Source organism: Mycobacterium sp., assembly GCF_035697385.1.
GTDB lineage: Bacteria > Actinomycetota > Actinomycetes > Mycobacteriales > Mycobacteriaceae > Mycobacterium.
Genome location: NZ_DASSCY010000042.1, coordinates 1 through 23,645 on the forward strand (window position 1 = coordinate 1; position 23,645 = coordinate 23,645).

General features: G+C 66.4%; 24 protein-coding genes, 1 tRNA gene and 1 other RNA gene. 14 read left to right on the plus strand and 12 right to left on the minus strand.

Annotation, left to right across the window (positions count from 1 at the left end):
• Positions 1-14: 14 nt before the first annotated feature.
• The 3 genes from VFH65_RS03880 to VFH65_RS03890 all read right to left on the minus strand — a co-directional run bounded on the left by VFH65_RS03880 (position 15) and on the right by VFH65_RS03890 (position 2,881).
• Positions 15-1,070 (minus strand): dihydrodipicolinate reductase, encoded by a 1,056-nt coding sequence (locus VFH65_RS03880; RefSeq protein ID WP_414688350.1) that lies wholly within the window; start codon positions 1,068-1,070, stop codon positions 15-17.
• 59 nt (positions 1,071-1,129) lie between these two features.
• A complete protein-coding gene (locus tag VFH65_RS03885) occupies positions 1,130-2,158 on the minus strand; it encodes a S1C family serine protease (RefSeq protein WP_353319819.1) in 1,029 nt (342 codons plus the stop codon).
• Positions 2,159-2,287: 129 nt separating this feature from the next.
• Positions 2,288-2,881 carry a TetR-like C-terminal domain-containing protein gene (locus VFH65_RS03890; RefSeq protein WP_353319820.1) on the minus strand — a complete coding sequence of 198 codons (594 nt, stop codon included), beginning with the start codon at positions 2,879-2,881 and terminating at the stop codon, positions 2,288-2,290.
• Between the two features lie 88 nt (positions 2,882-2,969).
• Between VFH65_RS03890 and VFH65_RS03895 the strand changes: the two genes are divergently transcribed.
• Entirely contained in the window at positions 2,970-4,184 is a 1,215-nt protein-coding gene (locus tag VFH65_RS03895; protein ID WP_353319821.1) for an alpha/beta fold hydrolase, read from the plus strand.
• Positions 4,185-4,194: 10 nt separating this feature from the next.
• On the opposite strand, the gene VFH65_RS03900 is transcribed toward VFH65_RS03895, so the two are convergent.
• Positions 4,195-4,995: a hypothetical protein gene (locus VFH65_RS03900; RefSeq protein WP_353319822.1), complete on the minus strand. Its 801-nt coding sequence runs from the start codon at positions 4,993-4,995 to the stop codon at positions 4,195-4,197.
• A 71-nt stretch (positions 4,996-5,066) separates the two neighbouring features.
• A tRNA-Ser gene (locus tag VFH65_RS03905) sits at positions 5,067-5,152 on the minus strand.
• A gap of 68 nt (positions 5,153-5,220) precedes the next feature.
• On the opposite strand from VFH65_RS03905, the gene ffs reads away from it, so the two are divergent.
• From ffs to VFH65_RS03920, 3 genes are all read left to right on the plus strand, one after another.
• Positions 5,221-5,315, plus strand: an RNA gene (gene ffs / locus VFH65_RS03910) — signal recognition particle sRNA small type.
• 34 nt (positions 5,316-5,349) lie between these two features.
• Positions 5,350-6,624: an aminotransferase class I/II-fold pyridoxal phosphate-dependent enzyme gene (locus tag VFH65_RS03915; RefSeq protein WP_353319823.1), complete on the plus strand. Its 1,275-nt coding sequence runs from the start codon at positions 5,350-5,352 to the stop codon at positions 6,622-6,624.
• A gap of 39 nt (positions 6,625-6,663) precedes the next feature.
• Positions 6,664-8,526 (plus strand): DNA polymerase III subunits gamma/tau, encoded by a 1,863-nt coding sequence (locus VFH65_RS03920; protein WP_353319824.1) that lies wholly within the window; start codon positions 6,664-6,666, stop codon positions 8,524-8,526.
• A 172-nt stretch (positions 8,527-8,698) separates the two neighbouring features.
• On the opposite strand, the gene VFH65_RS03925 is transcribed toward VFH65_RS03920, so the two are convergent.
• Both VFH65_RS03925 and VFH65_RS03930 read right to left on the minus strand, forming a co-directional pair.
• Positions 8,699-10,012 (minus strand): class I SAM-dependent methyltransferase, encoded by a 1,314-nt coding sequence (locus VFH65_RS03925; protein WP_353319825.1) that lies wholly within the window; start codon positions 10,010-10,012, stop codon positions 8,699-8,701.
• A 60-nt stretch (positions 10,013-10,072) separates the two neighbouring features.
• Positions 10,073-11,452: an FAD-binding oxidoreductase gene (locus VFH65_RS03930; protein WP_353319826.1), complete on the minus strand. Its 1,380-nt coding sequence runs from the start codon at positions 11,450-11,452 to the stop codon at positions 10,073-10,075.
• Positions 11,453-11,541: 89 nt separating this feature from the next.
• On the opposite strand from VFH65_RS03930, the gene VFH65_RS03935 reads away from it, so the two are divergent.
• Complete coding sequence (locus tag VFH65_RS03935; protein WP_353319827.1) at positions 11,542-11,982, plus strand: SRPBCC family protein; 441 nt, start codon at positions 11,542-11,544, stop codon at positions 11,980-11,982.
• On the opposite strand, the gene VFH65_RS03940 is transcribed toward VFH65_RS03935, so the two are convergent.
• Complete coding sequence (locus VFH65_RS03940) at positions 11,979-12,722, minus strand: Rv3717 family N-acetylmuramoyl-L-alanine amidase (RefSeq protein WP_353319828.1); 744 nt, start codon at positions 12,720-12,722, stop codon at positions 11,979-11,981. The genes VFH65_RS03935 and VFH65_RS03940 overlap by 4 nt on opposite strands.
• Before the next feature lie 97 nt (positions 12,723-12,819).
• On the opposite strand from VFH65_RS03940, the gene VFH65_RS03945 reads away from it, so the two are divergent.
• From VFH65_RS03945 to VFH65_RS03960, 4 genes are all read left to right on the plus strand, one after another.
• Complete coding sequence (locus VFH65_RS03945) at positions 12,820-13,152, plus strand: YbaB/EbfC family nucleoid-associated protein (RefSeq protein WP_414688349.1); 333 nt, start codon at positions 12,820-12,822, stop codon at positions 13,150-13,152.
• Position 13,153: 1 nt separating this feature from the next.
• Positions 13,154-13,765 (plus strand): recombination mediator RecR, encoded by a 612-nt coding sequence (gene recR, locus VFH65_RS03950; protein ID WP_353319829.1) that lies wholly within the window; start codon positions 13,154-13,156, stop codon positions 13,763-13,765.
• Between the two features lie 108 nt (positions 13,766-13,873).
• The gene (locus VFH65_RS03955) at positions 13,874-14,668 is read left to right on the plus strand and encodes a hypothetical protein (protein WP_353319830.1); all 795 of its coding nucleotides are present in this window, start codon (positions 13,874-13,876) and stop codon (positions 14,666-14,668) included.
• A 37-nt stretch (positions 14,669-14,705) separates the two neighbouring features.
• Entirely contained in the window at positions 14,706-15,572 is an 867-nt protein-coding gene (locus VFH65_RS03960) for a hypothetical protein (RefSeq protein ID WP_353319831.1), read from the plus strand.
• A gap of 8 nt (positions 15,573-15,580) precedes the next feature.
• On the opposite strand, the gene VFH65_RS03965 is transcribed toward VFH65_RS03960, so the two are convergent.
• Positions 15,581-16,297, minus strand: coding sequence for a type 1 glutamine amidotransferase (locus VFH65_RS03965; RefSeq protein ID WP_353319832.1), 717 nt, complete (start codon positions 16,295-16,297; stop codon positions 15,581-15,583).
• A complete protein-coding gene (locus tag VFH65_RS03970) occupies positions 16,290-17,537 on the minus strand; it encodes a Mur ligase family protein (RefSeq protein WP_353319833.1) in 1,248 nt (415 codons plus the stop codon). Before VFH65_RS03970 ends, VFH65_RS03965 begins: the two co-directional genes overlap by 8 nt.
• Before the next feature lie 85 nt (positions 17,538-17,622).
• On the opposite strand from VFH65_RS03970, the gene VFH65_RS03975 reads away from it, so the two are divergent.
• The 4 genes from VFH65_RS03975 to VFH65_RS03990 are packed head-to-tail and all read left to right on the plus strand — an operon-like array spanning position 17,623 to position 19,902.
• The gene (locus VFH65_RS03975) at positions 17,623-18,612 is read left to right on the plus strand and encodes a DEDDh family exonuclease (RefSeq protein WP_353319834.1); all 990 of its coding nucleotides are present in this window, start codon (positions 17,623-17,625) and stop codon (positions 18,610-18,612) included.
• A 44-nt stretch (positions 18,613-18,656) separates the two neighbouring features.
• Entirely contained in the window at positions 18,657-19,109 is a 453-nt protein-coding gene (locus VFH65_RS03980) for a hypothetical protein (protein WP_353319835.1), read from the plus strand.
• On the plus strand, positions 19,109-19,675 hold the full coding sequence (locus tag VFH65_RS03985) for a TetR/AcrR family transcriptional regulator (RefSeq protein WP_353319836.1): 567 nt from the start codon (positions 19,109-19,111) through the stop codon (positions 19,673-19,675). Before VFH65_RS03980 ends, VFH65_RS03985 begins: the two co-directional genes overlap by 1 nt.
• A gap of 11 nt (positions 19,676-19,686) precedes the next feature.
• Positions 19,687-19,902: a hypothetical protein gene (locus VFH65_RS03990; RefSeq protein WP_353319837.1), complete on the plus strand. Its 216-nt coding sequence runs from the start codon at positions 19,687-19,689 to the stop codon at positions 19,900-19,902.
• Here VFH65_RS03990 and leuA read toward each other — a convergent pair.
• The gene (gene leuA / locus VFH65_RS03995; RefSeq protein ID WP_353319838.1) at positions 19,894-21,735 is read right to left on the minus strand and encodes a 2-isopropylmalate synthase; all 1,842 of its coding nucleotides are present in this window, start codon (positions 21,733-21,735) and stop codon (positions 19,894-19,896) included. The genes VFH65_RS03990 and leuA overlap by 9 nt on opposite strands.
• Positions 21,736-21,974: 239 nt before the next feature.
• On the opposite strand from leuA, the gene VFH65_RS04000 reads away from it, so the two are divergent.
• Entirely contained in the window at positions 21,975-22,994 is a 1,020-nt protein-coding gene (locus VFH65_RS04000) for a hypothetical protein (RefSeq protein WP_353319839.1), read from the plus strand.
• On the opposite strand, the gene VFH65_RS04005 is transcribed toward VFH65_RS04000, so the two are convergent.
• Positions 22,991-23,638, minus strand: a complete 648-nt coding sequence (locus tag VFH65_RS04005; protein WP_353319840.1) for a helix-turn-helix domain-containing protein — start codon at positions 23,636-23,638, stop codon at positions 22,991-22,993. The two genes, VFH65_RS04000 and VFH65_RS04005, sit on opposite strands and share 4 nt — an antisense overlap.
• Positions 23,639-23,645 lie beyond the last annotated feature (7 nt).

Consider the following 23,645-nt stretch of genomic DNA (forward strand, 5'->3'; position numbering starts at 1 on the left):
GTTGCGGGGCGACGTTAGCGTTGCGGCGCGACGCCGCGCGGCAGAATCAGCGGCAGATCGTTGTATGTCACGATGCCCGGCGGCGCAGCGACGACGGCGGGAATCGCGTTGAGTGGCGGCGTCGCCGTCATGATGTGGCCGAGCACCATGAACTCCTCGAGTGTGGTGGCTTCGAAGTCGGGAGGCGGCAGGAAGCCGACTGTCATGGTCACCGTTGGCCTGCCTGCGACCTCGATCACCCAGCCGTCCTGGTCGATCTTCCAATCCGGTTCCAGCGCTTGGCCTTTGCGCCAACGAACGTTGATCTCGACGACGGTCTTTTCGCCGACGATGCCCTTCCAGCTGGCGTACACGCCTGCCACGCAGCCGGCCGGGATGGTCCATGAACCCAGGTCGAGGTCTTCTGTCGTCTGCGCGTACTCGGCGTCGCAGCGCACCTCGTCGAGTTCGATGCCAAGGGCGTCGCCGACCATGCGCACCGCCTCGCCGAAAACACCGGTGCCGTGCGCGGTCATCGCCTGCAGATCGGGATGGTCGATGGGCTGGCCGAAGCCGACCGGTTTCTCCGTGGCCGGTGAGTCGTAGAAGGTGGTGTCGGCGGCCTCGTTGACGGTGATCTTGTCGACGCGGTCGCAGATGCCTGCAGCCACGACGGACAGCTGATTGACGTAGCCGGGGCTGATACCGGACCCGAACATCGTCGACCCGCCGCGCTGGCACGCCTCGGCGATCTTGTCGCGGCCGGCGCCCTGGTTGTGGCCGGTGATGAACGACGCTGTCGCCACGACATTCACACCCGCCTCGAGGATGCGAACCAGTTCGTCGACGTCGATCCACATCGGGTTGTAGACGACCACGTCGGGTTTCAGGGCCAGCAGGGCATCGACGTCGTTGGTGGCGGCGATGCCGAGCGGTTCGATGCCGGCCAATTCACCGACGTCGCGGCCCACCTTGTCCTTTGACCAGGCGTAACAGCCGACGAGTTCCAGGGTGGGGTTGGCGGCGATCGCCGCTACTGAGCTTTTTCCGACGTTGCCGGTCGTCCACTGAACGACCCGAAAAGGAGTGATGTTGGGCACTCGCTCAGCATAGGGTGGCGCCGCCGGTGGTTCGACACCTTTGGGTCAAGTCACAGGCCAGCGGTGAGCGCCGCCTTGCCGGTGCGTTCCTGGCCGCCGGCGTCGATCCAGACCAGGTCGATGACGTCACCTGGATAGTGGCGGTCCAGCACGTACGTCAGCGTGGTGGCCGAATCCAGCGGCGTGCCGTCGAGCATCGTGAGGATGTCGCCGCTCACAAGCCCGGCCTGCTCGGCGGGCCCACCACGCAGCACGTCGGCGATGAGCACGCCTGGATCCCGTCGCGACGCCGTCCTGACGCCAACACCGAGCAGCACCGGCGGACCGATGTGCACCGAGTCGGAGGGCACGCGTGCACGGATCTGGCCTGCGACACCCATCGCGTCATTGATCGGAATCGCGAAGCCTTCGCCGCCGGGGCCCAGGCGGAAGTTCACCGACGCGGCCGTCGTGATGCCGACGACCTGGCCTGCGCTGTTCACCACCGGGCCGCCGGAATCGCCCGCGCGAACCGGCGCCGCGAACTCGATCAGGCCGGTCAGCTCGTCCGAACTTCCGGTCAGCGCATCCTCGGCGTTGACGGTGCGGCCGAAGCCGGTGACGTTTCCGACCTCGCGTGTCAGCGGGCTGTCGCTGCCTCGCGCGTTGCCGAGCGCGACGACCGGTTCGCCTTCGACCAGATGTGCGGAGTCACCGATGGGCGCCACAGGTAGCCCGCCCGCGCCGAGAAGTTGCAGCACGGCGACGTCGTGCCCGCGGTCGTAACCGACCAGTTCGGCGGGGAAGGATCGCCCGGCGACGGTCGCGTGAATGCGGTCGGCGCCCTGCACGACGTGGAAGTTGGTGAGTACCTGTCCGTTCGGGTCGAGCACGATGCCGGTGCCGACGCCGATCGCGCCCTGGTAGTCGATCTCGGTGTCGATGCGCACGACGGCAGGCTCGACCTGGGCTGCCGCGGCGACGGCATCGACGGGAGCTGCCACGGCAGGGGCCGGATGCAGCGGAGCGACCAGAGCCACGATCGCGGCGAGCGCGATCAGCAGCGTCGCCCACGAGCGACGAAGGTGCGATTTGCCCATGTGCCCATAGTGCCCGATGACGGGATTATTAATCCTCGACTGCGGCGACGTCGAGCCGGCTCGGTCGTCTCTGCCAACGAATACGGACCCAGCGTCAGCGGGCGAAGGGAGTCGGTTTTGCCCATCTCCTCATACCGGCCGTGAAGTGCGCGGCTGTCGACGTCGGGCGCCCTCGAGAACCAGATCGACGATTCGCTCAGCCAGTATCGCGTCGATCGGCTCGCCGGTGAGCAACAGCCTGACGTGCAGAGGCGAGATGAGGGCCTCCAGAAGCAGCCCGGCATCGGTGTCCGGCCGCAGCTCGCCGCGGGCGATGCCCCGTTCGACGACCGGCCGCAACGCATCGAGCCGGCCGGCCCAAAATGCTCTGCGCGCGTCCCGACTGTCATCGACTGTCAGCGACGCCACATGCAGCGCCGCGAGGCCGACAGGAGATGTCACGTAGGCGATCACCGAGCGCACGACCGAGACCAGGTCGCCGCGGATGGACCCGGTGTCCGGTGTGGGTATCTCCTCGGCGCTGCGGCTCAGCATCGCCTCGACGAACAGCTTCTCCTTCGTGACCCATCGCCGGTAGATCGTCGTCTCATGGACCCCCGATCGCCGCGCGACCCCGGCGACAGTCGCGGCGCCGGCACCGTTCTCGGCGAGCTCATCGAACGCCGCGGCCAGCACGGTGCGGCGGACGTGTTCACCGCGGCGATGCGATGCGGGAGCGTTCACCACCCGACCCTATCGCAAGTCCACTTGCAATAACGCTCCAAGCGGATGCATGATCTATTGCAAGTTGACTTGCGATAGGAGAAGCGCCATGTTTCCGTCAGCGCCACGCCTCGACTGCACCGGCAGCACACCCGGGGTCGGGTATCACCACTTCCACAACGACCTGAGCCTGAACTTCCAGTGCAACCGATGGGTGCAGTGGATCGGCGCGGCTGCGATCGCTGAGGTCGCAAAACTGGCAGCAGGCTGCGAGACCTATCCCGAATGGATCGACGGCTTCCTCGGCTTGGCCGAAGCCGCTCGCCAGGCAGGCCGCCACTTGGCGTCGGCGTATTACGACCGGGCAGCAGAGTTCTTCATGAGCCCCGACGATCCGCGCCGCCCGGCCGCCAGGAACCGGTTCGCGCAGACGATGCGAACCCTGTACGACGTCACCCTCGACGAGGTGCCATACAGCGGCGCGGCGTTGCCCGCTATCGATCTACATCCGGAGGCGGAAACCGGACACACCATCGTCGTCTTCGGCGGATTCGACAGCTACGTCGAGGAGTTCCTGCCGATGCTCGCCACGATGGTCGACGCGGGGCACCGGGTCATCGCATTCGAAGGACCGGGTCAGGGCGGCGCCCTGGAAGACCATGGCCTGCCGATGATTCCCGAATGGGAGCGACCGGTGGCCGCTGTGCTCGACCATTACCAGCTTGACGACGTAACCGTGGTCGGCGAATCCCTCGGCGGTGGACTCGTCATACGGGCTGCCGCGTTCGAGCCGCGAATCAGCCGTGTGGTGAGCATGGACATTCTCGACGACGAATTCGAGGTAATGGCCCGTCAGATCGGTCGCGGGGTGACACCGGCGCTGCGCGTGCTGCTGGCCTTGCGCGCCAAGGGGATCGTCAACGCCGTCGCGCGTCGTGCGATCGGACGCAAACCAGTCGCCGCGTGGGGACTGCAGCAAGGGATGCACGTCACGGGAACCCGGACGGCCTACGAGTTCATCCGCTCAACCACCAGATTCAACACCCGGCGTGTGTCACAACTGGTAACCGCCGATGTCTTGTTGCTTGCCGGCGCCGACGACCACTACGTCCCGCTGAAGCAGTTGCGGCGGCAGGCGGCCAACCTGGTGCGCGCGCGGTCGGTCACCACCCGCACATTCACCGCAGCCGAAGAGGCGAGCAACCACTGCCAGGTCGGCAACATCGGCGCTGCCATCCGCGTGATTCAGGCCTGGATGGAAGTTTCAGCGATCAGTCGAAGGGCCGAAAAGGCAGGCGCCCCTGAAAAATTCGCGCACCATTAACGTGCAGACACTAATCCTCGACAGCGACGCCGCCGCGCAACCGCCTGCGCCGACGTCGCTCGGGGGTTGTCTTGCCTGACGGCCTGCGGTTGCGCAACTTGCCGTTGGTGGCCTCGGCCTCGGCAGGCTCCTCGGCCGCGGTTTCGGCGTCCGCTTTCGGCACTTCCTCAGCCGCCGACTCCGGTTCCTCGGCCGAGGACTCCGGCTCTTCGGCTTCGGCGGTGACCTCGGCCGGCTGCTCCTCGGCGTCGTCGGCTTCCGCTGGCTCGGCGTCTTCGGCGGTCTCGTCCTGCGGCACGGCCTCGGCCTCGTCTGCGGATTCCTCGGACTTGCCGCGCCCTCGGCGTTGCGTGCGCTGCCTGGGTTTCAGCGGCTTAGGCGGAGGCGGCGGCAGCTCGGCGACGAAGGCCAGGTAGAAGGCGAAAATTCCGAGCAGCGCGATCGCGGCCGCGGCGCCGTAGATGCCGAACAGCCACTGACCGGCGTCGTCGAGCGACAGCCAGATCTCGCTGATCGCGGTGCCGATGATCAGCACGCCGGCCACCACATGCAGGACGATCGACGAGGTCCGCAGGGTCAGCGCCAGCTGCGGTGTACCGAACTCGGGCCTGCGGGTTCGCAGCAGCGTGAACACCACCGGCAGCGCGGCCAGCCCGATCAGCGCGCCGACGACGATCCGCAGCACTGTCCCGAGAGTGTGCGACGTCTCGCCCATCAGCTCCCACCAGCGGGGCAGCACGAACAAGAAGTAGAGAAGAGCGGCGACAGCCGAGAACGATGCGTGCCACGACACCGCGACCCAGCGCCGCATGCTCCTCCTCGAGTTTGTTGGCCAAGGTGCGACCGGCCTACCGATCAGCTGGTCGCACCCCGGGCCGAGTGCGGAGGATAGGGGATTTGAACCCCTGAGGGCTATTAACCCAACCCGCGTTCCAGGCGAGCGCCATAGGCCACTAGGCGAATCCTCCGCGGGCCATGGTAGCCGACCTGTGCCATGCGCCCGTCGAGCCGCTAGGTCCCGGGGTATTAGACTCGCCGTGGACCCCGCGCGGCGTCTATCCTGTGAACTCCCCCAGGGCCGGAAGGCAGCAAGGGTCAATGGGCTCTGGCGGGTGCGCGGGGTCCCCTTCTTTCAATCCACGTCGGTGACGGCGAAAGGTGCGCGGTGTCGTTTCAGTCTCTGGGCCGTGACGAACTGCTCGCACAGCACGAGAGCCAGCAGCGCAGCTACAGCGAACTGCAGGCCAAGGGCCTCAAGCTCGACCTCACCCGCGGCAAGCCCTCCCCGGCCCAGCTGGATCTGTCCAACGAGCTGCTGAGCCTGCCCGGTGAGGATTTCCGGGACGGGGACGGCACCGACACCCGTAACTACGGCGGCCTGCACGGCCTGCCTGAGCTGCGCGCGATCTTCGGCGAGTTGCTGGGCATTCCCGTGCCCAACCTGATTGCGGGCAACAACGCCAGCCTCGAGCTGATGCACGACGTGGTGGTCTTCTCCATGCTGCACGGCGGCGTCGATTCGCCCCGCCCGTGGATTCAGGAACCAGCCGTGAAGTTCCTGTGCCCATCGCCCGGTTACGACCGGCACTTCGCGATCACCGAGAGCCTCGATATCGAGATGATCCCCGTGCCGATGCGCGAGGACGGCCCAGACGTCGACGTGATCGAAGAACTTGTCGCCGCCGACCAGGCCATCAAGGGCATGTGGTGCGTTCCGGTCTACTCCAACCCGACCGGCGCCACGTACTCATGGGAGACGGTCCGACGGCTGGTCCAAATGAAAACCGCCGCAAGCGATTTCCGGCTGATGTGGGACAACGCCTACCCGGTGCACACCCTGACTCACGACTTCGTCCGCCAGGTCGACATCCTTGGCCTGGCCGCGGCGGCCAACAATCCCAACCGGCCGCACGTGTTCGCGTCCACCTCGAAGATCACCTTCGCCGGTGCGGGCGTCAGCTTCTTCGGCGGATCGCTTGGCAACATCGCCTGGTATCTGCAGTACGCGGGCAAGAAATCGATCGGCCCCGACAAGGTCAACCAACTGCGGCACCTGCGGTTCTTCGGCGACGCGGACGGGGTGCGCCTGCAGATGCAGAGGCACCAGCAGATCCTGGCGCCGAAGTTCTCACTGGTTGCAGAAATCCTCGAGGACCGGTTGGGTGAGTCCAAGATCGCATCGTGGACCGATCCCAAGGGCGGCTACTTCGTCAGCCTCGACGTATTGCCAGGCACGGCCCGGCGCACCATCGCCCTGGCCAAGGATGCGGGCATCGCCGTCACCGAGGCTGGATCGGCGTTCCCGTATCGAAAAGACCCGGACGACAAGAACATCCGGATCGCACCGTCGTTCCCCGCGGAGCCCGAGCTGCGTGACGCGGTGGACGGCCTTGCGACCTGCGCGCTGCTCGCCGCCACCGAATCCCTGCTCAAGGCCTGACGTGTCCATCAGTCGGACCGCGTCGGTAGCCTGCTGAGCGTGGCGCTCTACCGCAAGTACCGACCGGCAACCTTCGCCGACGTGGTCGGCCAGGAGCACGTCACCGAGCCGCTATCCACCGCGCTGTCGGCCGGCCGCATCAACCACGCCTATCTATTCTCCGGGCCGCGGGGATGCGGGAAGACGTCATCGGCGCGCATCCTCGCCCGCTCGCTGAACTGTGAGAAAGGGCCGACACCCACGCCGTGCGGGGTGTGCGACTCGTGTGTGGCGCTGGCGCCCAACGGGCCCGGCAGCGTCGACGTCGTCGAGCTCGACGCGGCCAGCCACGGCGGCGTGGACGACACCCGCGAGCTTCGTGACCGCGCCTTCTACGCACCTGCGCAGTCCCGCTACCGCATCTTCATCGTCGACGAAGCGCACATGGTCACCACCGCCGGCTTCAACGCGCTGCTGAAGATCGTCGAGGAGCCGCCGGACCACCTGATCTTCGTCTTCGCGACCACCGAGCCGGAAAAGGTGTTGCCCACCATCCGCTCGCGTACCCATCACTACCCGTTCCGGCTGCTGGCGCCGCGGACCATGCGGACACTGCTGGAGAGCATCTGCACCCAAGAGGACGTCACCGTCGACGACGCGGTGTATCCGCTGGTCATCAGGGCAGGCGGCGGCTCACCGCGTGACACGCTCTCGGTGCTCGACCAGCTGTTGGCCGGGGCGGAGAGCAGTCGCGTCACCTATCCGCGTGCGCTGGCGCTGCTGGGTGCGACGGACGTGGCGCTGATCGACGTCGCGGTTGACGCGCTGGCCGCCGGGGACGCCGCGGCGCTATTCGGGGCCATCGAGGCGGTGATCGACGCCGGCCACGACCCGCGGCGGTTCGCCACCGACCTGCTGGAACGGTTCCGCGACCTGATCGTGCTGCAGGCGGTGCCCGACGCGGTGGCGCGAGGTGTGGTCGACGGCCCGGAAGACATCTTGGAGCGGATGCGGGATCAGGCGACGCGAATCGGCACGGCCACGCTCACCCGCTATGCCGAGGTGGTGCATGCGGGGCTGGGGGAGATGCGGGGAGCCACAGCGCCACGGCTGCTGCTGGAGGTGGTCTGCGCCCGGCTGCTGCTGCCGTCGGCCAGCGACACCGAAGCGGCACTGCTGCAGCGCATCGAACGCATCGAGACGCGGCTCGAGGTGTCGATTCCGGCATCCGACGCCGCCGCGGCCACGCCGATTGGGCCGCCGAAGCAGTTCACCCGCAGGACCAAAGCGGTCGAGCCCAAGCCAACCGCTGCTGAGCCAGCACCCAAAGCGGCTGAGCCAGCGCCCAAAGCCGTTGAACCGCAGCCGAAAGCCGTTGAGCCGCAGCCGGAACCGGCCCCCGAACCGCCGCCGCCCTCACCGCCGCCGGTACGGCCGCCGTCGGACCCGGTGGTGGAGGCGCCGCCACCTGCAGCCGTGACGGGCGAGCCCAACGCGGCAGCCGTCCGCAGCATGTGGACGACGGTGCGCGAGAAGGTCCGTCAGCGCAGCCGCACCACCGAGGTGATGCTGGCAGGCGCAATCGTGCGTGCCGTCGAGGGCGACACCCTGGTGCTCAGCCATGAGTCCGCGCCGCTGGCCAAACGGCTTGTGGAGCAACGCAATTCCGATGTCATTCGCGATGCGCTCAAGGATGCGCTCGGCGTCGACTGGAGGATTCGCTGCGAGACCGGCGGCGGCCAGCCTGATCCGGAGCCGGTCGAGCAGGCCGCGCCCCAGCCGCCGCAGCGCGACGACGAAGAGGAGAGCATGCTGGCCGAGGCCAGCAGCGACACCTCCGATGCGCCGCGGCGCGATCCGGAGGAAGCGGCGCTAGAGCTACTGCAGAACGAACTCGGCGCGCGTCGTATCGAAGGCGGCTGACGCCCCCCGCGTCTGCGCCCGCCTCAATATTGCTTCTAGGGTCGTGACCCGCGGAAAAATGCAGCCCTCACTGCAATATTCAGTATGTCTGCACACTTCGACCGAGTCAGGTATTTGTTGCGACAAAGTCGCATAGAGGCGGGCAGAAAGGATGTCCACCCGGAGCTGAGCCCTAAGGCGACCACCACGGGCGAAGCGGCAGACCGCCGTCGTTTCCGTGCGAATCGAGCTTGACCGCCAGAACCTGGTGCAGCTGAACGACGTTCGTCTCGAAACCCAGTCGTGAACCGGCCATGTACAGCCCCCACACCTTCGCGGTGGGCAGCCCGACCTCCTCGACCGCCTCGTCCCAATGCTCGACGAGGTTGGCGCACCAGTCGCGCAGGGTCAGCGCGTAGTGGTGGCGCAGATTCTCCTCGTGCACGACCTCAAGGCCGATGTCCTGGGCCTCGGTGATGATGCGGCCAGAGCCCGTCAGCTCACCGTCGGGGAACACGTAGCGGTCGATGAAACCGCCGGCCGTCGCCCCCGTCCGGTTGTCGGGCCGGGTGATGCAGTGGTTGAGCAGCAGCGCGCCGGTTCGCATCTTGGACTTCAGGAAACGGAAGTAGGACGGATAGTTGTGCACGCCGATGTGCTCGGTCAAACCGATCGACGACACGGCGTCAAACCCTGACTCCCGGACGTCGCGGTAGTCGCAGTGGCGGACCTCGGCCAGGTCGGTCAGGCCTTCCTCGGCGATGGCCTTCTGACCCCAGGTGGCCTGCTCTTTGGACAGCGTGACGCCGATCGCCTTCACCCCGTGCCTGGCCGCGTAGCGGACCATGCCGCCCCAGCCGCACCCGACGTCGAGCAGCCGATCGCCTTCCTTGAGCCGCAGCTTCTCGAACACCAGCCGGTACTTGTTCTCCTGCGCTTCTTCCAGCGTCGCGCCGGGGTGCGGGTAGCAGGCGCACGTGTAGGTCATCGAGGGGCCGAGCACCCATTCGTAGAAAGTGTTGGACACGTCGTAGTGGTGATGGATGGCCTCAGCGTCACGGGTTCGGCTGTGCCGCAAGCCTTCTGCCATGCGGCGCCAGCGTGGCATCGCCTCCTGCGGCGGTGGCGCGATCGGCTTGAGGTGCTCCAGGCCGATGGAGCGGACGATGTTGGCAAGCACCCGCGCGGGCGGCCGCTTGAAGTCCATCTTCTCGGCAAGCGCCTTGAGAAGCTCGTACGGGTCGCCGGGGTGCACGCCGTGCGGTTCAACGTCGCCCGAGACGTACGCGCGGGCCAGCCCCAGTTCGCCTGGTGCGGTGGCCAGGTACGTGGTGCCGCGCGGGGTGCGCAGATCCAGCCCGATCTCGGCGTCCTCAGGCCCGGCCGTGCTGCCGTCGTACGCGGTGAACTTCAGTGGCACCCGGCCGGCGGCGAAGATCTCGAGGATCTCAGCCAGGGTCAGCTTCCTGTCCGGCGCATGAGCCGAATTTTCTCGAAATGTCGTCATCGCTGTCCTCCGCTCTTCGCGCAAGCGCTCATCGCTGTCCTCCGCTCTTCGCGCAAGCGCTCATCGACGTTGCACCGCTTTCGCATATAGGTCGAGCAGCCGTGAATCGGGGTCGTATGTCTTCTTTACGGTCTTGTAGGTTTCCCCGCCGTAGAGTTCGTCGAACTCGTCTTGGCTGTAATACGCGTCCGAGTACAGCGACTTGTGCCCGTCGAGGTCGCTGACTTTACGTTCGATCACCTTGTTGGTGTACCCCTCTTCTGGCCCGACAGGCACCGACGACCAGAAGCCGACGTTGACGTAGGTGTGGTGCGGCTGGATCGGATAGAGCGGCCATCGTCCGTCCTCGCGCAGGCGCAGCGGACACAACCAGATCGGCTCGATGGGGACGTTCTCCAGGAACCACTCGAGGAACTCAGCGGTTTTCCCGATGGGCAGCTCGACGTCCTGCACGACGCGCTCGCGCGGCGGTCGGCCGTTGCGCATCTCGATGCGGTCGGCGATGTTGAAGCGCTGGTCGTAGCCGATGAGCTTCCAGTAGAAGCTGCTGCGCCGGAAGCGACGCGGCCACAGCCTGCGGACGCGCGGGTCCTGGGCGCCGAAAGCGCGCGAGCACCAGAACCAGTCCGTGTCCCAGCGCCAGAGGTAGTCGTGGATGGTCAGCCGGTCGTGCTTCTCGCCGTCGCGGTGCTGGATGGAGCGGTAGTAGATCTGCTGGCCGGTGTAATCGCTGACCGGCCCGGGTGTGGACGTCTGGACGCCGACAGTCAGGTAGCTTTCGTCGGCGCTGAAAACCACGCCGTCGAGGTAGTCGATTCTGACGCCGTCGATGCCGCCCGTTTCGATGATGCGGTCCATCGCCGCGACCAAGTCGTGCAGCGAATTGAAGCGCAGGTGCCTGAGCGCGACAAACGGCTTGACGGGCTCCAGCTCGATCTTGAGGCGCACCGAATAGCCAAGCGTGCCATAGGAATTCGGGAAAGCGCGGAACAGGTCGGCGTGCTGGTCGGGCGATACGGTGATGACGTCGCCGGTGCCGGTCAAGATGTCCATCTCCAGTACGGACTCGTGCGGCAGGCCGTTGCGGAACGACGTCGACTCGATGCCGAGCCCGGTGACGGCCCCGCCGAGCGTGATCGTCTTCAGCTGCGGCACCACAAGCGGCGACAGCCCGTAGGGCAGCGTGGCCGCGACGAGGTCCTCGTAGGTGCACATACCCGCCACGTCGGCGGTGCGCGCATCGGGGTCGACGGCGATCACGCCCGTCAACCCCGAGACGTCCAGCCCCTTAGCGGTGTTTTTGGCCCGCGCCCGGAACAGGTTCGACGTGGGTTTGGCCAGCCGGACGGTGGCATTGGGAGGAATGGCCCGATAGCTCGCGAGAAGCCGCTGCACGCCCGCAGCGTGAGCAGCCCGTGCGTCGCTCCCCTCAACAGACACGCATATACGCTAGTCCGCGGTCGCAGCCGATGCGACCACATGACGGCGGAATCACACCGTCACACCACCTCTAACTAGGAGTTTTCCCGATGGGACAGGTCAGCGCGTCTAGCAGCGTCTTGATCGACGCCGCGCCCGAGACAGTGTTGGCGGCCGTGGCGGATTACCAGGCCATGCGCCAGAAAATCCTCTCCTCGCACTACAGCGGCTACCAGGTGCTCGAAGGCGGTCAGGGCGCAGGCACCGTGGCCACGTGGAAACTGCAGGCCACCAAGTCGCGGGTGCGCGACGTCAAGGCCAACGTCGACGTCGCCGGGCACACCGTCATCGAGAAGGACGCGAACTCGACGATGGTGACCAACTGGACCGTCGCACCAGCAGGGCCCGGCTCGTCCGTCACAGTCAAGACGTCGTGGCAGGGCGCCGGCGGCATCGGCGGGTTCTTCGAAAAGACGTTTGCGCCGTTGGGGCTGCGCAAGATTCAGGGCGAGGTCTTGGCGAACCTGAAGAAGGAAGTCGAGGGCTCCTAGCTTCCCAGGAAGCCCGCGATACCCCGCACCACGGCGTCGGCGTACTTCTGCCGCCCCTCCGGGGTCTTCATCAACCCGGAATCGACGGGGTTCTTCATGTTGCCCAGCTCGACCAGGATCGACGGGTATTGAGCCAGGTTGAGGCCGGCGATGTCGGAGCGGGGGTTGAGGCCTCCGCTGCCGATGTAGGTGGACGGCACGAAGCCCGAGGCGGCCAGCTGGTCGCGCATGATCTGCGCGAACCGCACCGACGGCCCTGCCTGCGCGTCGTTGAGCGGCGGGGCGGAGTAGAGGACGTGGAAGCCGCGGCCGGTTGGCGGGCCGCCGTCGGCGTGGACGGAGACGATCGCGTTGGGACGCAGCGAGTTGGCCATCGCGGCGCGCTCGTCGACGCAAGGTCCGAGGCCGGTGTCGTCGCCGCGTGACATGGCGGTTCGCACGCCCAGCGCGGTCAACGCCTGCCGGATACGCAGGGTGGTGTCCCACGCGAAGGTGTGTTCGGCGTAGCCGTCCTCGGTGGAAGTACCGCTGGCCTGGCAGTCCTTGGTACCGCCGCGGCCGGTGGGCACCTGCCTGCTGATCGAGTCGTCGTTGGAGCCGTTGTGGCCGGGGTCGAGGAACACGATCATGCCGGCGATGTTGGCTGGGGCGGCGTTGGCTGGGGTGACGAGGGTCGACGCGGCGACAAGCAGGCCGATGGCGATTGCGGCGCCGACACGCAGGCTGGCTGGGACGTGCACCGCGTCAAGGTAGCCCTTGGGCGACTAGGCTGAAAGTCCAAACCGCCGTGTGCGAGCGAGAGAAACCAAGTCGAGACCAATACGCAAGGGGACTGTCATGCAACCCGGAGGCCAACCCGATATGTCGGCACTCCTCGCGCAGGCACAGCAGGTGCAGCAGCAGCTGATGGAAGCCCAGGAGGCGCTGGCCAACGCTGAGGTGCACGGCCAGGCCGGTGGCGGGCTGGTGCAGGTCACCATGAAGGGCAGCGGCGAGGTGGTGGCGGTGGCGATCGACCCGAAGGTCGTGGACCCCTCAGACATCGAGACGCTGCAGGATCTCATCGTCGGGGCGATCGCCGACGCATCGAAACAAGTCACCATCCTCGCGCACGACCGGCTTGGGCCGTTGGCGGGCGGGATGGGCGGGCTCGGTTTGCCGGGGCTGTGACTTGTTCGAAGGCCCCGTCCAGGATCTGATCGACGAGCTCGGCAAGCTGCCCGGGATCGGGCCGAAGAGCGCGCAGCGGATCGCATTCCACTTGCTGTCGGTCGAACCGCCTGACATTGACCGGCTGACGGCCGTGTTGAACAAGGTGCGCGACGGCGTGAAGTTCTGCGCGGTGTGCGGCAACGTCTCCGACGAGGACCGCTGTCGCATCTGTTCGGATTCGCGCCGCGACGGCTCTTTGGTGTGTGTGGTCGAGGAGCCCAAGGATGTGCAGGCCGTCGAGCGCACGCGCGAATTCCGCGGGCGCTACCACGTGTTGGGCGGTGCGCTTGACCCGCTGTCCGGCGTCGGGCCTGAGCAGTTGCGAATTCGTGAGCTGCTCAACAGGATTGGCGAACGCGTCGACGGCGTGGACATCGCCGAGGTGATCATCGCGACGGACCCGAACACCGAGGGTGAGGCGACCGCGACGTACCTGGTGCGGATGCTGCGCGACATTCCTGGGCTGACGGTGACGCGTATCGCCTCGGGTCTGCCGATGGGCGGGGACCTGGAGTTCGCCGACGAGCTGACGCTGGGCCGGGCGCTGTCGGGCCGCCGCCAAATGGTCTAGGGCTGGTTCGAGTTCCCCGAGAGTCACGTTTTGCAGAGGGTTACTCGCAATTCCTCTGCAGAACGTCGCTCTGAGTGAAATGTCGGCGGTCGCTGGCATTCTCCCGCCATGGGGGAAGTGTTCATAGGAAGCGAAGCGGTTGCCGCCGGCCGCGTGACCAGACATGAATTGCAGCGTTGGTACCGGCCGATGTACCGCGGTGTATACGGGTCGAGACAGCCGTCGCTGGGGGACCGCATCTACGGAGCATGGCTGGCGTCTGACCGCCGAGGAATCGTCGGGGGAGTGGCGGCGTCGGCGGTGCATGGTGCTTCGTGGGTCGACGCAGACATTCCGGTCGAGCTGACCTGCCGGCTGCGACCGCAGAGCGGACTGGTTGTTCGCAAGGACGCATTGACTGATGCCGAGATAACCAAGGTCGCGGGAATTGCCGTAACCACGCCTGCCCGCACAGCATTCGATGCGCTGATGCGGGCGTCGCCCTTCTCCCAGGAAGACGTGCTGCTGCTGGCCAAGCGCCACCGCGGTGCCCGCGGCCTCAAGGCACTACGAGCCGCACTGCCGCTTGTCGATGGTGGAGCTGCGTCACCGAGGGAGACCTGGCTGCGGTTGCTGTACATCGACGCGGGATTACCAAGGCCCACAATCCAAATCCCCATCGTCGAGGGCCGCGGGCGACTCGTTCGGCTGGCCGACATGGGGTGGGAGGAATTCATGGTCGTGTCCGAGTACGACGGCGATCACCACCGCACGAGCCGCAGGCAGTACACCAAGGACATCCGATCACTGCGCAGGGCCAGGGCGCTCGGCTGGATCGTCGACCAAGTAATCAAAGAGGATCGTCCGGCCGACATCGTCGAGCGTGCGCGTACGGCGTTGATCAGCCGAGGCTGGAAGCCTTAGCGCAAAGTTTGTCGGTGCAGGCGGGCACCATGGCGCCATGGCTGAAATCTTCTTAGGCGGTGAAGCAGTGAAGGCGGGCCGCGTCACCCGTCACGAGCTGCGGCAGCGATACCGGACTGTTTATCGCGGTGTCTACGCGCCGAAGAACGCCGAACTGTCGCTGCGCGACCGCGCCATCGCCGCCTGGCTCGCATCCGGTCGCCGCGGCGTCATCGCCGGGCTCGTCGCATCCGCGCTGCACGGCGCACCGTGGGTGGATCCAGCGCAACCCATCGAAGTGGTGGGCGTCAAGCGCCAACCGCAGGAGGGGCTGGTTTTCCGCACCGAGCAGGTGGCCGATGACGAGATCACCCGGCTGGCAGGTCTGCCCGTGACGACAAGCATCCGCACCGCGTTCGATCTGGGGCGCCACCTGGATCGGCCAGAGGCACTGGCCCGACTGGATGCATTGATGTGGAGCCGGCCTTTCTTGGTCGACGAGGTTGCGACGCTCGCTCGACGGTATCGAAGAGCGCCAGGGAGCCGGCAGTTGCGCGAACTACTGCCGCTAGTCGACGGTGGAGCGGCGTCTGCACAGGAGAGCCGGATTCGGTTGTGGTTGACCGACAACGGCTTTCCGCGACCTGAGACGCAGATACCGGTACTGGTGGGCACCCGCCCCGTCGAATTCGTGAGTATGGGTTGGCCGGAATTCCAGGTCGCCGTCGAGTACGACGGGGATCAAGACGTCAATGCCATCGGGAGGCTGCGAATGCTCGAATCACTCGGGTGGATCGTCATCCGGGTGACTGCCGAGGAACGTCCGCAGGAGTGGCTGCCGAGGGTCGAGGCGGCTTTGGCCGGACGTGGCTGCGGAGTCGAAATCGACGAATTGCAGCGGATCGCTCGAACTTCCGCTGCATAGCGCGGATTTCACGCCCTGCGGGGCGCGGCCAAGCGTTCCGTGCGCAGCAGCGCGACCTCGCCCAGATCCAACGGTGTGAGCTCGCCGACAACCCGGGACAACAGGTAGTCCGCGAGTTCGGGATTGCGGGCCAGGCACGGGCCATGGAGATAGGTGGCGATGACACTTCCCTGCACCGCGCCGTCGATACCGTCGCCAGCCCGGTTACCCGCGCCGCTGATGACCTTGGCCAGCGGTTGAGCAGCAGACCCTAAAACCGTTCCGCCGCGGTGGTTTTCGAATCCGGTCAGCCGTTGCGTCAGGCCGGGTAATAATGGCTGCGACACCACCTCGCCGATGGTCCGCTTGTCTTGCGGCGAGGTTGTGACGTCGAGAAGGCCAACCCCGTCGACCCGCTCACCCGCCGACGTCTCGTACCAGTGCCCGAGCACCTGGATTGCCGCGCAGATCGCCAGCACCGGCGCGCCGCGGGAAGCCGCCTGCTGCAGCCCCGGATACCGTGCGAGATGCTTGGTTGCCAGCCGTTGCGCGAAGTCCTCGGCGCCGCCGAGCGTGTAGAGGTCCAACTCCGACGGCACGGGATCCGACAGCGTGATCTCGACGATCTCGGCGTCAATGCCCCGCAGTCGCAGTCGCTGACGCAGCACCACCGAATTGCCGCCATCGCCGTAGGTGCCCATCACATCGGGCAGCACCAGCCCGATCCGCACCGCCGACTCAGACATCTTTGCCCCGCGCCAGCGCCCGATTGAGTTGCAGGAAGGCGGTGTAGTTGGCGACCACCTCGACATGCCCCGGCGGGCACGACGTGATGGCCGCGACGGGGTTGTGCACCAAGGTGTGCTCGACACTTGCGTAGCCAAGGCGTACGGCCAGGTCGGTACCTCGCTCACCGGCGGCGACCACCGGGTGCGCTCGGGAGTGTTTCACAAAGTGCTCGAAGTTGACGTCCCACAGCCACGACAGGTCCTCGCCGTCGGGGACCTGCCCGTTGACGGCGATCACCACCGATCCCGCGTCGGTGTCCACCATCGACAGCGCCTCCTGCCAGCCGGCTGGATTCTTGGCCAGCAGCATCCGGACGGTGTGCGCGCCGAGTTGCACGGTGCTGTACCGGCCCGCGACCTCGTCGACACCCGAGACCGCCGCGACCGCGGCAGCGGGATCCGCCCCCAACGTCACCGCCGCGGCCACCGCCTGAGTGGCATTGCCGCGGTTCACCGCTCCCGGTAGCGCCAGTTTCATAGGTAGCGAAAGCCCTTCGGGCCCATAGATATTCGAGTCGTCGAACCACCACTGCGGGCTGGGCCGCTTGAAATCCGTTCCGGTCGAATACCAATGCGCTCGGTCCCGCACGATGATCTCGCCGGAGCGCGGACAGCTCACCGAATCGTTCGCCCAGCCGCCGCCCGCCGCAACCCACACCACATTGGGGCTGTCATAGGCCGCCGACGTCATCAGCACGTCGTCGCAATTGGCCACCACCACCGTCGACGGATGACGGGCCAGGCCACCGCGGAGAGTCCGCTCGATGTGGTTGATCTCGCCGACCCGGTCGAGCTGGTCTCGCGACAGGTTCAACAGCACGACCACCGCGGGGTCGACGGCGTCGGCCACATGAGGCACGTGCATCTCGTCGACCTCGAGCGCGGCGACCTTCGCGTCTCGCCGGCCCGCGAGAGCCGCCACCAGCCCGGCGTCCATGTTCGCGCCCTCGGCGTTGGTGGCGACGGACCCCAGAGCGCCCAGCGCCGCGGCTGTCATCCTGGTTGTCGTCGACTTGCCGTTCGTCCCCGTCACCACGACCGTGCGGCGGCCTTCGCCGAGCTGACGCAGGAGGGACTTGTCGAGTGCCAGGGCCACCAGGCCGCCGATCATCGCGCCCGCACCGCGTCCGGTCACCCGCGACGCCCAGCGCGCAGTGGCGCCGGCCGCAAGGGCGACCCGTCCTCGAGTGGTGACCATCCCCGGCATTTTAGGTAGCCGACACGCTGCGTCAGCAATCCAGGCCTTGAAGGGAAATGTCGGACCACCGTGCCATCCTCGGATTATGAGCCAGATCTGGGGCCGGCCGGCAGCCGAAACCGGTCCAGGCTGGGTCGTCGTCGACGTGGAGACCTCGGGCTTCCGACCTGGGCACGCTCGCGTCGTCAGCATCGCGGCACTGGCCCTCGGAGACGACGGCAACGTCGAACAGAGCCTCTACACACTGCTCAATCCCGGCGTCGATCCCGGACCCACCCATGTCCACGGCCTCACTGCCGACATGCTCGAAGGCCAGCCCTGCTTCGGCGACATCGTCGGCGACCTCAGGGAGCTGCTGCGCGGCCGCACCCTCGTCGCCCACAACGTCGGCTTCGACTACTCGTTCCTGGCCGCCGAGGCGGAAATGGTCGGGGCGGAACTGCCGATCGACACGGTGATGTGCACGGTGGAGCTGACGCGACGGCTCGAGCTGGGCACCGACAACCTTCGGCTGGAGACGCTGGCGCACCACTGGGGCATCACGCAGATGAAGCCGCACGACGCCCTCGACGACGCCATGGTGCTTGCGCAGATCCTCAAACCGGTGCTGGTCCGGGCGCGGGAGCGCAAGGCCTGGTTGCCGGTGCGGCCTGTGACGCGGCGGTACTGGCCCAACGGCCAGCTGACCCACGAAGAGCTGCGGCCGCTCAAGATGCTTGCCTCGCGGCTGCCCTGTCCGTACGTCAACCCCGGCCGGTTCATCGCAGGCCGGCCGCTGGTGCAGGGCATGCGGGTGGCGCTGTCGGCCGAGGTCGTCCGCACCCACGAGGAGCTCATCGAGCGGATCGTGCATGCGGGCCTGGCGTACACCGACATGGTCGATTTCGAGACCTCGTTGGTCATCTGCAATGAGCCCAATCCCGAGCAGGGAAAGGGCTACCTGGCCGGTGAGCTGGGCGTTCCGCTGGTCAGCGATGCCGATTTCATGCGCCACCTCGACGCGGTCGTCGGCGGAACCGGGGTCGAGGAGTTCGTCGACTCCACGATCGCCGGCGAGCAGTTCGCGCTCTTCTAGAACCACCCTTGCTAGCACTACAGATGTAGTGGTAGCTTTCTGCCATGACAACCACTACAGACGTAGTACAACGAAAGTCCTACTTGGACGCCTACCGACGGCACGGCTACTTCTTCCGTGAGGCGGCCATGCTCACCATCGCGGTCGGCTTCTGCATGCACCTCTACCGGGTGAACTTCGGTGACGCGGCCACCCTTGAGTACGCGGTCACGCAGACAACCGACATCCTCCTTCTCGTACCGATGACCTATGCCGCGATCGCGGGCATCCTCGGCTGGCGCCGGATGCGATTCGTCAATCGGGTGCACAAGATCGCGCTCACGGCGTCGCTGGTCTACATCACGGCGAGCGTGCCGTTGCATCTCTATGTCCTGTTCGTGCTGCACGACGTCAGCTTCTACGTGCACATGGCCGGCTACTGGTTCAGCTACTTCCTGCTGATCGTCGTGTACCCGGTGTTCCTCACGATGTTCTGGAAGCTGCGGTATAAGAACTAGTGCCGCCCAACCCGGAACGACGGACCCAGATCCTCGACACCGCGATCGACATCCTGTGTGACGACGGCGTCGGGGGGCTGACTCATCGGCAGGTCGACAGCCGCGCCGGCTTGCCCGCGGGTACCACGTCGAACTACTTCCGCAACCGCCAGGCGCTGCTCGAGGCGACTGCCGCCCGCACGGTGGAACTGCACTGGCAGCGCGTCGAGGCGTTGCAGGCCGCGATCGGTCCGCTATCCCGCGATGCCTTGAAGGCGTTGATGATTCGCATGCTCGGGCCTGATGAGCAGATGCGCCGGTGGACATTGGCACGCTTCGAGTTGTTCATGGAGAGCACCCGGCGCGAGGAACTGAGGCCGCTGATGAAGGAGCTTCAGGCGGCCGCGGTGAAGTCGGCGACGCTCATCTTCGGGGCCGCCGGCTTCACCCCGGCGCCCGAGAGGATGGACGAACTCAGCAGATTGCTCAACGGCTTTGTGTTCAGCAACCTCACCATTGCGCCCGACCCGGGCGTACAAGATGCCGCCGGTCTTGTGGACCGACTGCTGAGCGCCTTCCTGGACTAGCCTGAAAGACCATGTGGCTCACAATCGCCCAGATCGCGCTGATCGCCGTCCTGGTGATCGGCAGCGCGACCCTGGTCGCCGTCTACGTCGTGCGTCGGCGCAGAGGAATCGAGGGTTGGTCACCGCATGCCCTCTACAGCGATTTGATGGGTCGCAATCCAAAGCTACCGCCGCCCGCCTGGGTCGACGGGCCGGAGGATGACGGGACCCGTCCTGGGCTAACGTGACGCCCGATTGACGGCAGACACCACGGCCCGCAGCGACGCGGTGGTGATCGACGTCGCGATGCCGACACCCCAGATCGTCTGGCCGTTCACCGACGCCTCGACGTAGGCAGCCGCCTGGGCTTCCTCGCCTGCCGACATCGCGTGCTCGGAGTAATCCAGCACGTGAACGTGGACGCCAACACCGGCGAGCGCGTCGACGAACGCCGCGAGCGGGCCGTTGCCGGAGCCGCGGATGTCCGTCTCGACGCCGTCGATCTTGACCGTGGCCTCGATGACATCGGTGCCGCCGTCGGTCTCGCAGGCGATGACCTTCTGCCGGATGCGCTCCAGCGGCCGCACGGGCGCCAGGTACTCCTCGGCGAAGACGTCCCACATCTCCTTCGGGGACACTTCGCCGCCCTCGCCGTCGGTGATCTTCTGGATCGCCTGGGAGAACTCGATTTGCAGCCGTCGCGGCAGGGCCAGGCCGTGGTCGGCCTTCATGATGTAGGCCACGCCGCCCTTGCCGGACTGCGAATTCACCCGGATGACCGCCTCATATGTACGGCCGACGTCCTTCGGATCGATCGGCAGATAGGGGACCTGCCACAGGAGGTCGTCGACGTCGGAGCCAACGTCATCCGCATGGGCCTTCATCGCGTCCAGGCCCTTGTTGATCGCATCCTGGTGGCTGCCGGAGAACGCGGTGTAGACCAGGTCGCCACCGTACGGGTGGCGTTCGGGCACCGGCAGCTGATTGCAGTACTCCACGGTGCGACGGATCTCGTCGATGTTGGAGAAGTCGATCTGCGGGTCGACGCCGCGGGAGAACAGGTTCAGGCCCAGCGTGACGATGCAGACGTTGCCGGTGCGCTCGCCGTTGCCGAACAGGCAGCCTTCGATCCGGTCCGCGCCTGCCTGGTAGCCCAATTCCGCTGCGGCGACGGCGGTTCCGCGGTCGTTGTGCGGATGCAGGCTCAAGATGATGCTGTCCCGCCGGGCCAGGTTGCGGCTCATCCACTCGATCGAGTCGGCGTAGACGTTCGGGGTGGCCATCTCGACGGTGGCAGGCAGGTTGACGATCAGCGGCAACTGCGGCGTCGGCTGGATGACTTCGGAGACGGCGTCGCAGACGTCTTTGGCGTATTCGAGTTCGGTGCCGGTGTAGGACTCGGGAGAGTACTCGTACCGCCACAGCGTGCCCGGGTACTTGGCGGCCTCCTCCAGACACTTTCGGGCCGCGTCGGTGGCGATCGCCTTGACGGCTTCACGGTCGGCGCGGAACACGACGCGGCGCTGCAGGATCGACGTCGAGTTGTAGAAGTGCACGATCGCGCGCGGCGCGCCCTCGCACGCCTCGAATGTCCGCTCGATCAGCTCGGGCCGGCACTGCGTCAGCACCTGAATGGTGACGTCGTCGGGAATTGCGCCGTCGGTGATGATTTCGCGGACGAAGTCGAAGTCCGTCTGGCTGGCCGACGGAAAGCCAACCTCGATTTCCTTGTAGCCCATGCGCACCAGCAGGTCGAACATGCGGCGCTTGCGGGCCGGGCTCATCGGGTCGATCAGCGCCTGGTTGCCGTCACGCAGGTCCACCGCACACCACATGGGTGCGCGGTCGACGACGCGGTCGGGCCAGGTGCGGTCAAAAGGAGCCGGCACTGGGCCCAACGCCGGGCTTCCGCCCGGCACCTCTTCCGCGAAGGAGCGGTAGCGGCTGATCGGCATCGACGTGCCGCGTTGGGTGTTCCAGCCGGGCTGGCCCGGGTTGGGTGGGCCGGACGGTTGGTTGATGCTGCGTACCGACGTGAAGGCGTCGGGCGAATCTGGTGAGGGCTTCGAAAAAGTGGTCACGATGACGCTCCGGGAGTGTGGGTGGACTCAAGACCGGCGCATCGCAAACACCCGCGACGGGAAGCCGGTCTGGATCAGACCCCGTCGCGGCTGCCGAGAAGGAGCACCCGCTGCACCGAAGACATGGTCTGCCCACTGTAGCAAGCCTGGCGATGAGGCCAAAACGTTGACGCTGCGCCCAGGGCGTCGGTTACTCGCACCTAGTCGCCCTCACCGCAGAATGAACGGACAATGAGCTCATGAAGGCCAGGCGGTTGGTCGTGGTGCTGCTGGCCATCATGCTGGCGCTCACCGGGTGCAGCCGCGGGATCGACGGGTCCGCGACGATGGGTCCCCGCGAGGTCGATCCGGCATATTTCTTCGCCGGTGAGGTCCCCACTTACGGGCAGGACGTCAGCGCAGGCGACCGTGCGACGCTGGCCTATCTGCGTGCGATGCGCCGCATCGACCCGTGTGGCCTGGTGACCCGTGAAGCGCTGGCGAAGATCGGTGAAATCGGTTCTGTGGGAACGCTATTCGCGTTCGACGAATGCGACGTCGACATCAAGGTGCCTGGCGAAACCGGGCGCCGCTTTGCCAGCATCGAGGTCATCCTGGCCCACATCGGGGAGCCCGTCGCGTTTCTGGCCGGTGATCTGCCGATATACGAGAGCTACCCCGGCTCCTGTGAATACCTGGTGCCGCTGAATCTGTCGCTGCTGCCTGGAGCGCAACCCCTGCGCATAGCCGACCAGCCGTTCGTGCGGGTGGGGTTGATCGCAGAACGCAATTGTGACTTCGCCCAGCGCCTGGTGCGCGCTCTCGCGCCGCGGGTCCAGTCGCTTCAGCTGCCGGTCCGCGATGCCGTCGGCACCTATCCCGCGGCGCTGGCCGAACGCGATCCCTGCCAGGTGCAGTCCGTACTACGGGCCGAGGTCGACGACTGGGACGTCGCTTCGCTGCCATACGAATGCGACTTTTCCCTCAAGCGTCACGGCGACGTGGTGCTCATCCATGTGTCGTTGGAACCGCAGCTGTACGACATGACCACCGAAGTCCGTGACCGCCGCGACCGCGAAGGCTTCGAAATATTCGTCGACGACATGGCCTGCACGGCCGTCGCGTTCCTCGGCGGCCGGATGCAGCGCAAGCTGTTCGGCGGCGACTTCGTCAGCACCGGCGAGGTCGTCATCCGACCGGCGGTCGCGGTCGACGGCGGCGGTGAGCACTGCGACGTCGTCGTGGATGTAGCGACCGCAGCCGCGAAGCTCTATGGCTAGACCTGTGAGTCGGGGAACGCGATGACCGAAAGGAAGCGGATCGGCAGCTCCACCAAATCCACCGGCCCGTGCGCGCCTTCACCGTCGATCTGCAGCGAGTCGCCAGGGTGCAGCCGGTAGACCGATCGGCTGTGGCTGTAGTCCATGACGCCTTCGAGCATGTAGATGAACTCCGTGCCCGGATGCTGGAACAGCGGATAGGTCTGGCTCTTCTCCGACAGCGTGACGTGCAGGCATTCGAGTCGTTTGTGTTCTCCCCGCAGCGAGCCCAGCATCTGATACTCGTGGCCCTCGCGGGTGCCGTTGCGCACAATATGTGCGCCCGTGCCGGCCTTGACGAACGCCGCGGGGCGCTCGACGTCGGCGCCTCGGAACAGCGTGGTGACCGGGACGTCGAAACCCTTGGCAAGCAATGCCAAAGTGGACAGGCTGCACGACGTCTGCGCGTTCTCGATCTTCGACATCATCGCCTTGGAAATGCCGACGCGCCCGGCCATTTCGGCCACCGTGAGCCCCTGCTGCGCACGCAGCTGCCGCACATTGCGGCCGATCGCGGCCTCCAACTCGAGTTCCTCGACAGGGGCGTGCGGATCCCGGTCACGGGCGGTGCCGGACTTGTTGCGAAGCAGCGGTACGTCAGTCATGTTTCCT

Bases quoted from the DNA above. Each gene is read 5' to 3' on its own strand.
- VFH65_RS03885 (WP_353319819.1), bottom strand. From the start codon at position 2,158: ATGGGCAAATCGCACCTTCGTCGCTCGTGGGCGACGCTGCTGATCGCG.
- VFH65_RS03895 (WP_353319821.1), top strand. From the start codon at position 2,970: ATGTTTCCGTCAGCGCCACGCCTCGACTGCACCGGCAGCACACCCGGG.
- VFH65_RS03900 (WP_353319822.1), bottom strand. From the start codon at position 4,995: ATGCGGCGCTGGGTCGCGGTGTCGTGGCACGCATCGTTCTCGGCTGTC.
- VFH65_RS03925 (WP_353319825.1), bottom strand. From the start codon at position 10,012: ATGACGACATTTCGAGAAAATTCGGCTCATGCGCCGGACAGGAAGCTG.
- VFH65_RS03935 (WP_353319827.1), top strand. From the start codon at position 11,542: ATGGGACAGGTCAGCGCGTCTAGCAGCGTCTTGATCGACGCCGCGCCC.
- VFH65_RS03945 (WP_414688349.1), top strand. From the start codon at position 12,820: ATGCAACCCGGAGGCCAACCCGATATGTCGGCACTCCTCGCGCAGGCA.
- VFH65_RS03955 (WP_353319830.1), top strand. From the start codon at position 13,874: ATGGGGGAAGTGTTCATAGGAAGCGAAGCGGTTGCCGCCGGCCGCGTG.
- VFH65_RS03960 (WP_353319831.1), top strand. From the start codon at position 14,706: ATGGCTGAAATCTTCTTAGGCGGTGAAGCAGTGAAGGCGGGCCGCGTC.
- VFH65_RS03965 (WP_353319832.1), bottom strand. From the start codon at position 16,297: ATGTCTGAGTCGGCGGTGCGGATCGGGCTGGTGCTGCCCGATGTGATG.
- VFH65_RS03970 (WP_353319833.1), bottom strand. From the start codon at position 17,537: ATGGTCACCACTCGAGGACGGGTCGCCCTTGCGGCCGGCGCCACTGCG.
- VFH65_RS03975 (WP_353319834.1), top strand. From the start codon at position 17,623: ATGAGCCAGATCTGGGGCCGGCCGGCAGCCGAAACCGGTCCAGGCTGG.
- VFH65_RS03980 (WP_353319835.1), top strand. From the start codon at position 18,657: ATGACAACCACTACAGACGTAGTACAACGAAAGTCCTACTTGGACGCC.
- VFH65_RS03990 (WP_353319837.1), top strand. From the start codon at position 19,687: ATGTGGCTCACAATCGCCCAGATCGCGCTGATCGCCGTCCTGGTGATC.
- VFH65_RS04000 (WP_353319839.1), top strand. From the start codon at position 21,975: ATGAAGGCCAGGCGGTTGGTCGTGGTGCTGCTGGCCATCATGCTGGCG.
- VFH65_RS04005 (WP_353319840.1), bottom strand. From the start codon at position 23,638: ATGACTGACGTACCGCTGCTTCGCAACAAGTCCGGCACCGCCCGTGAC.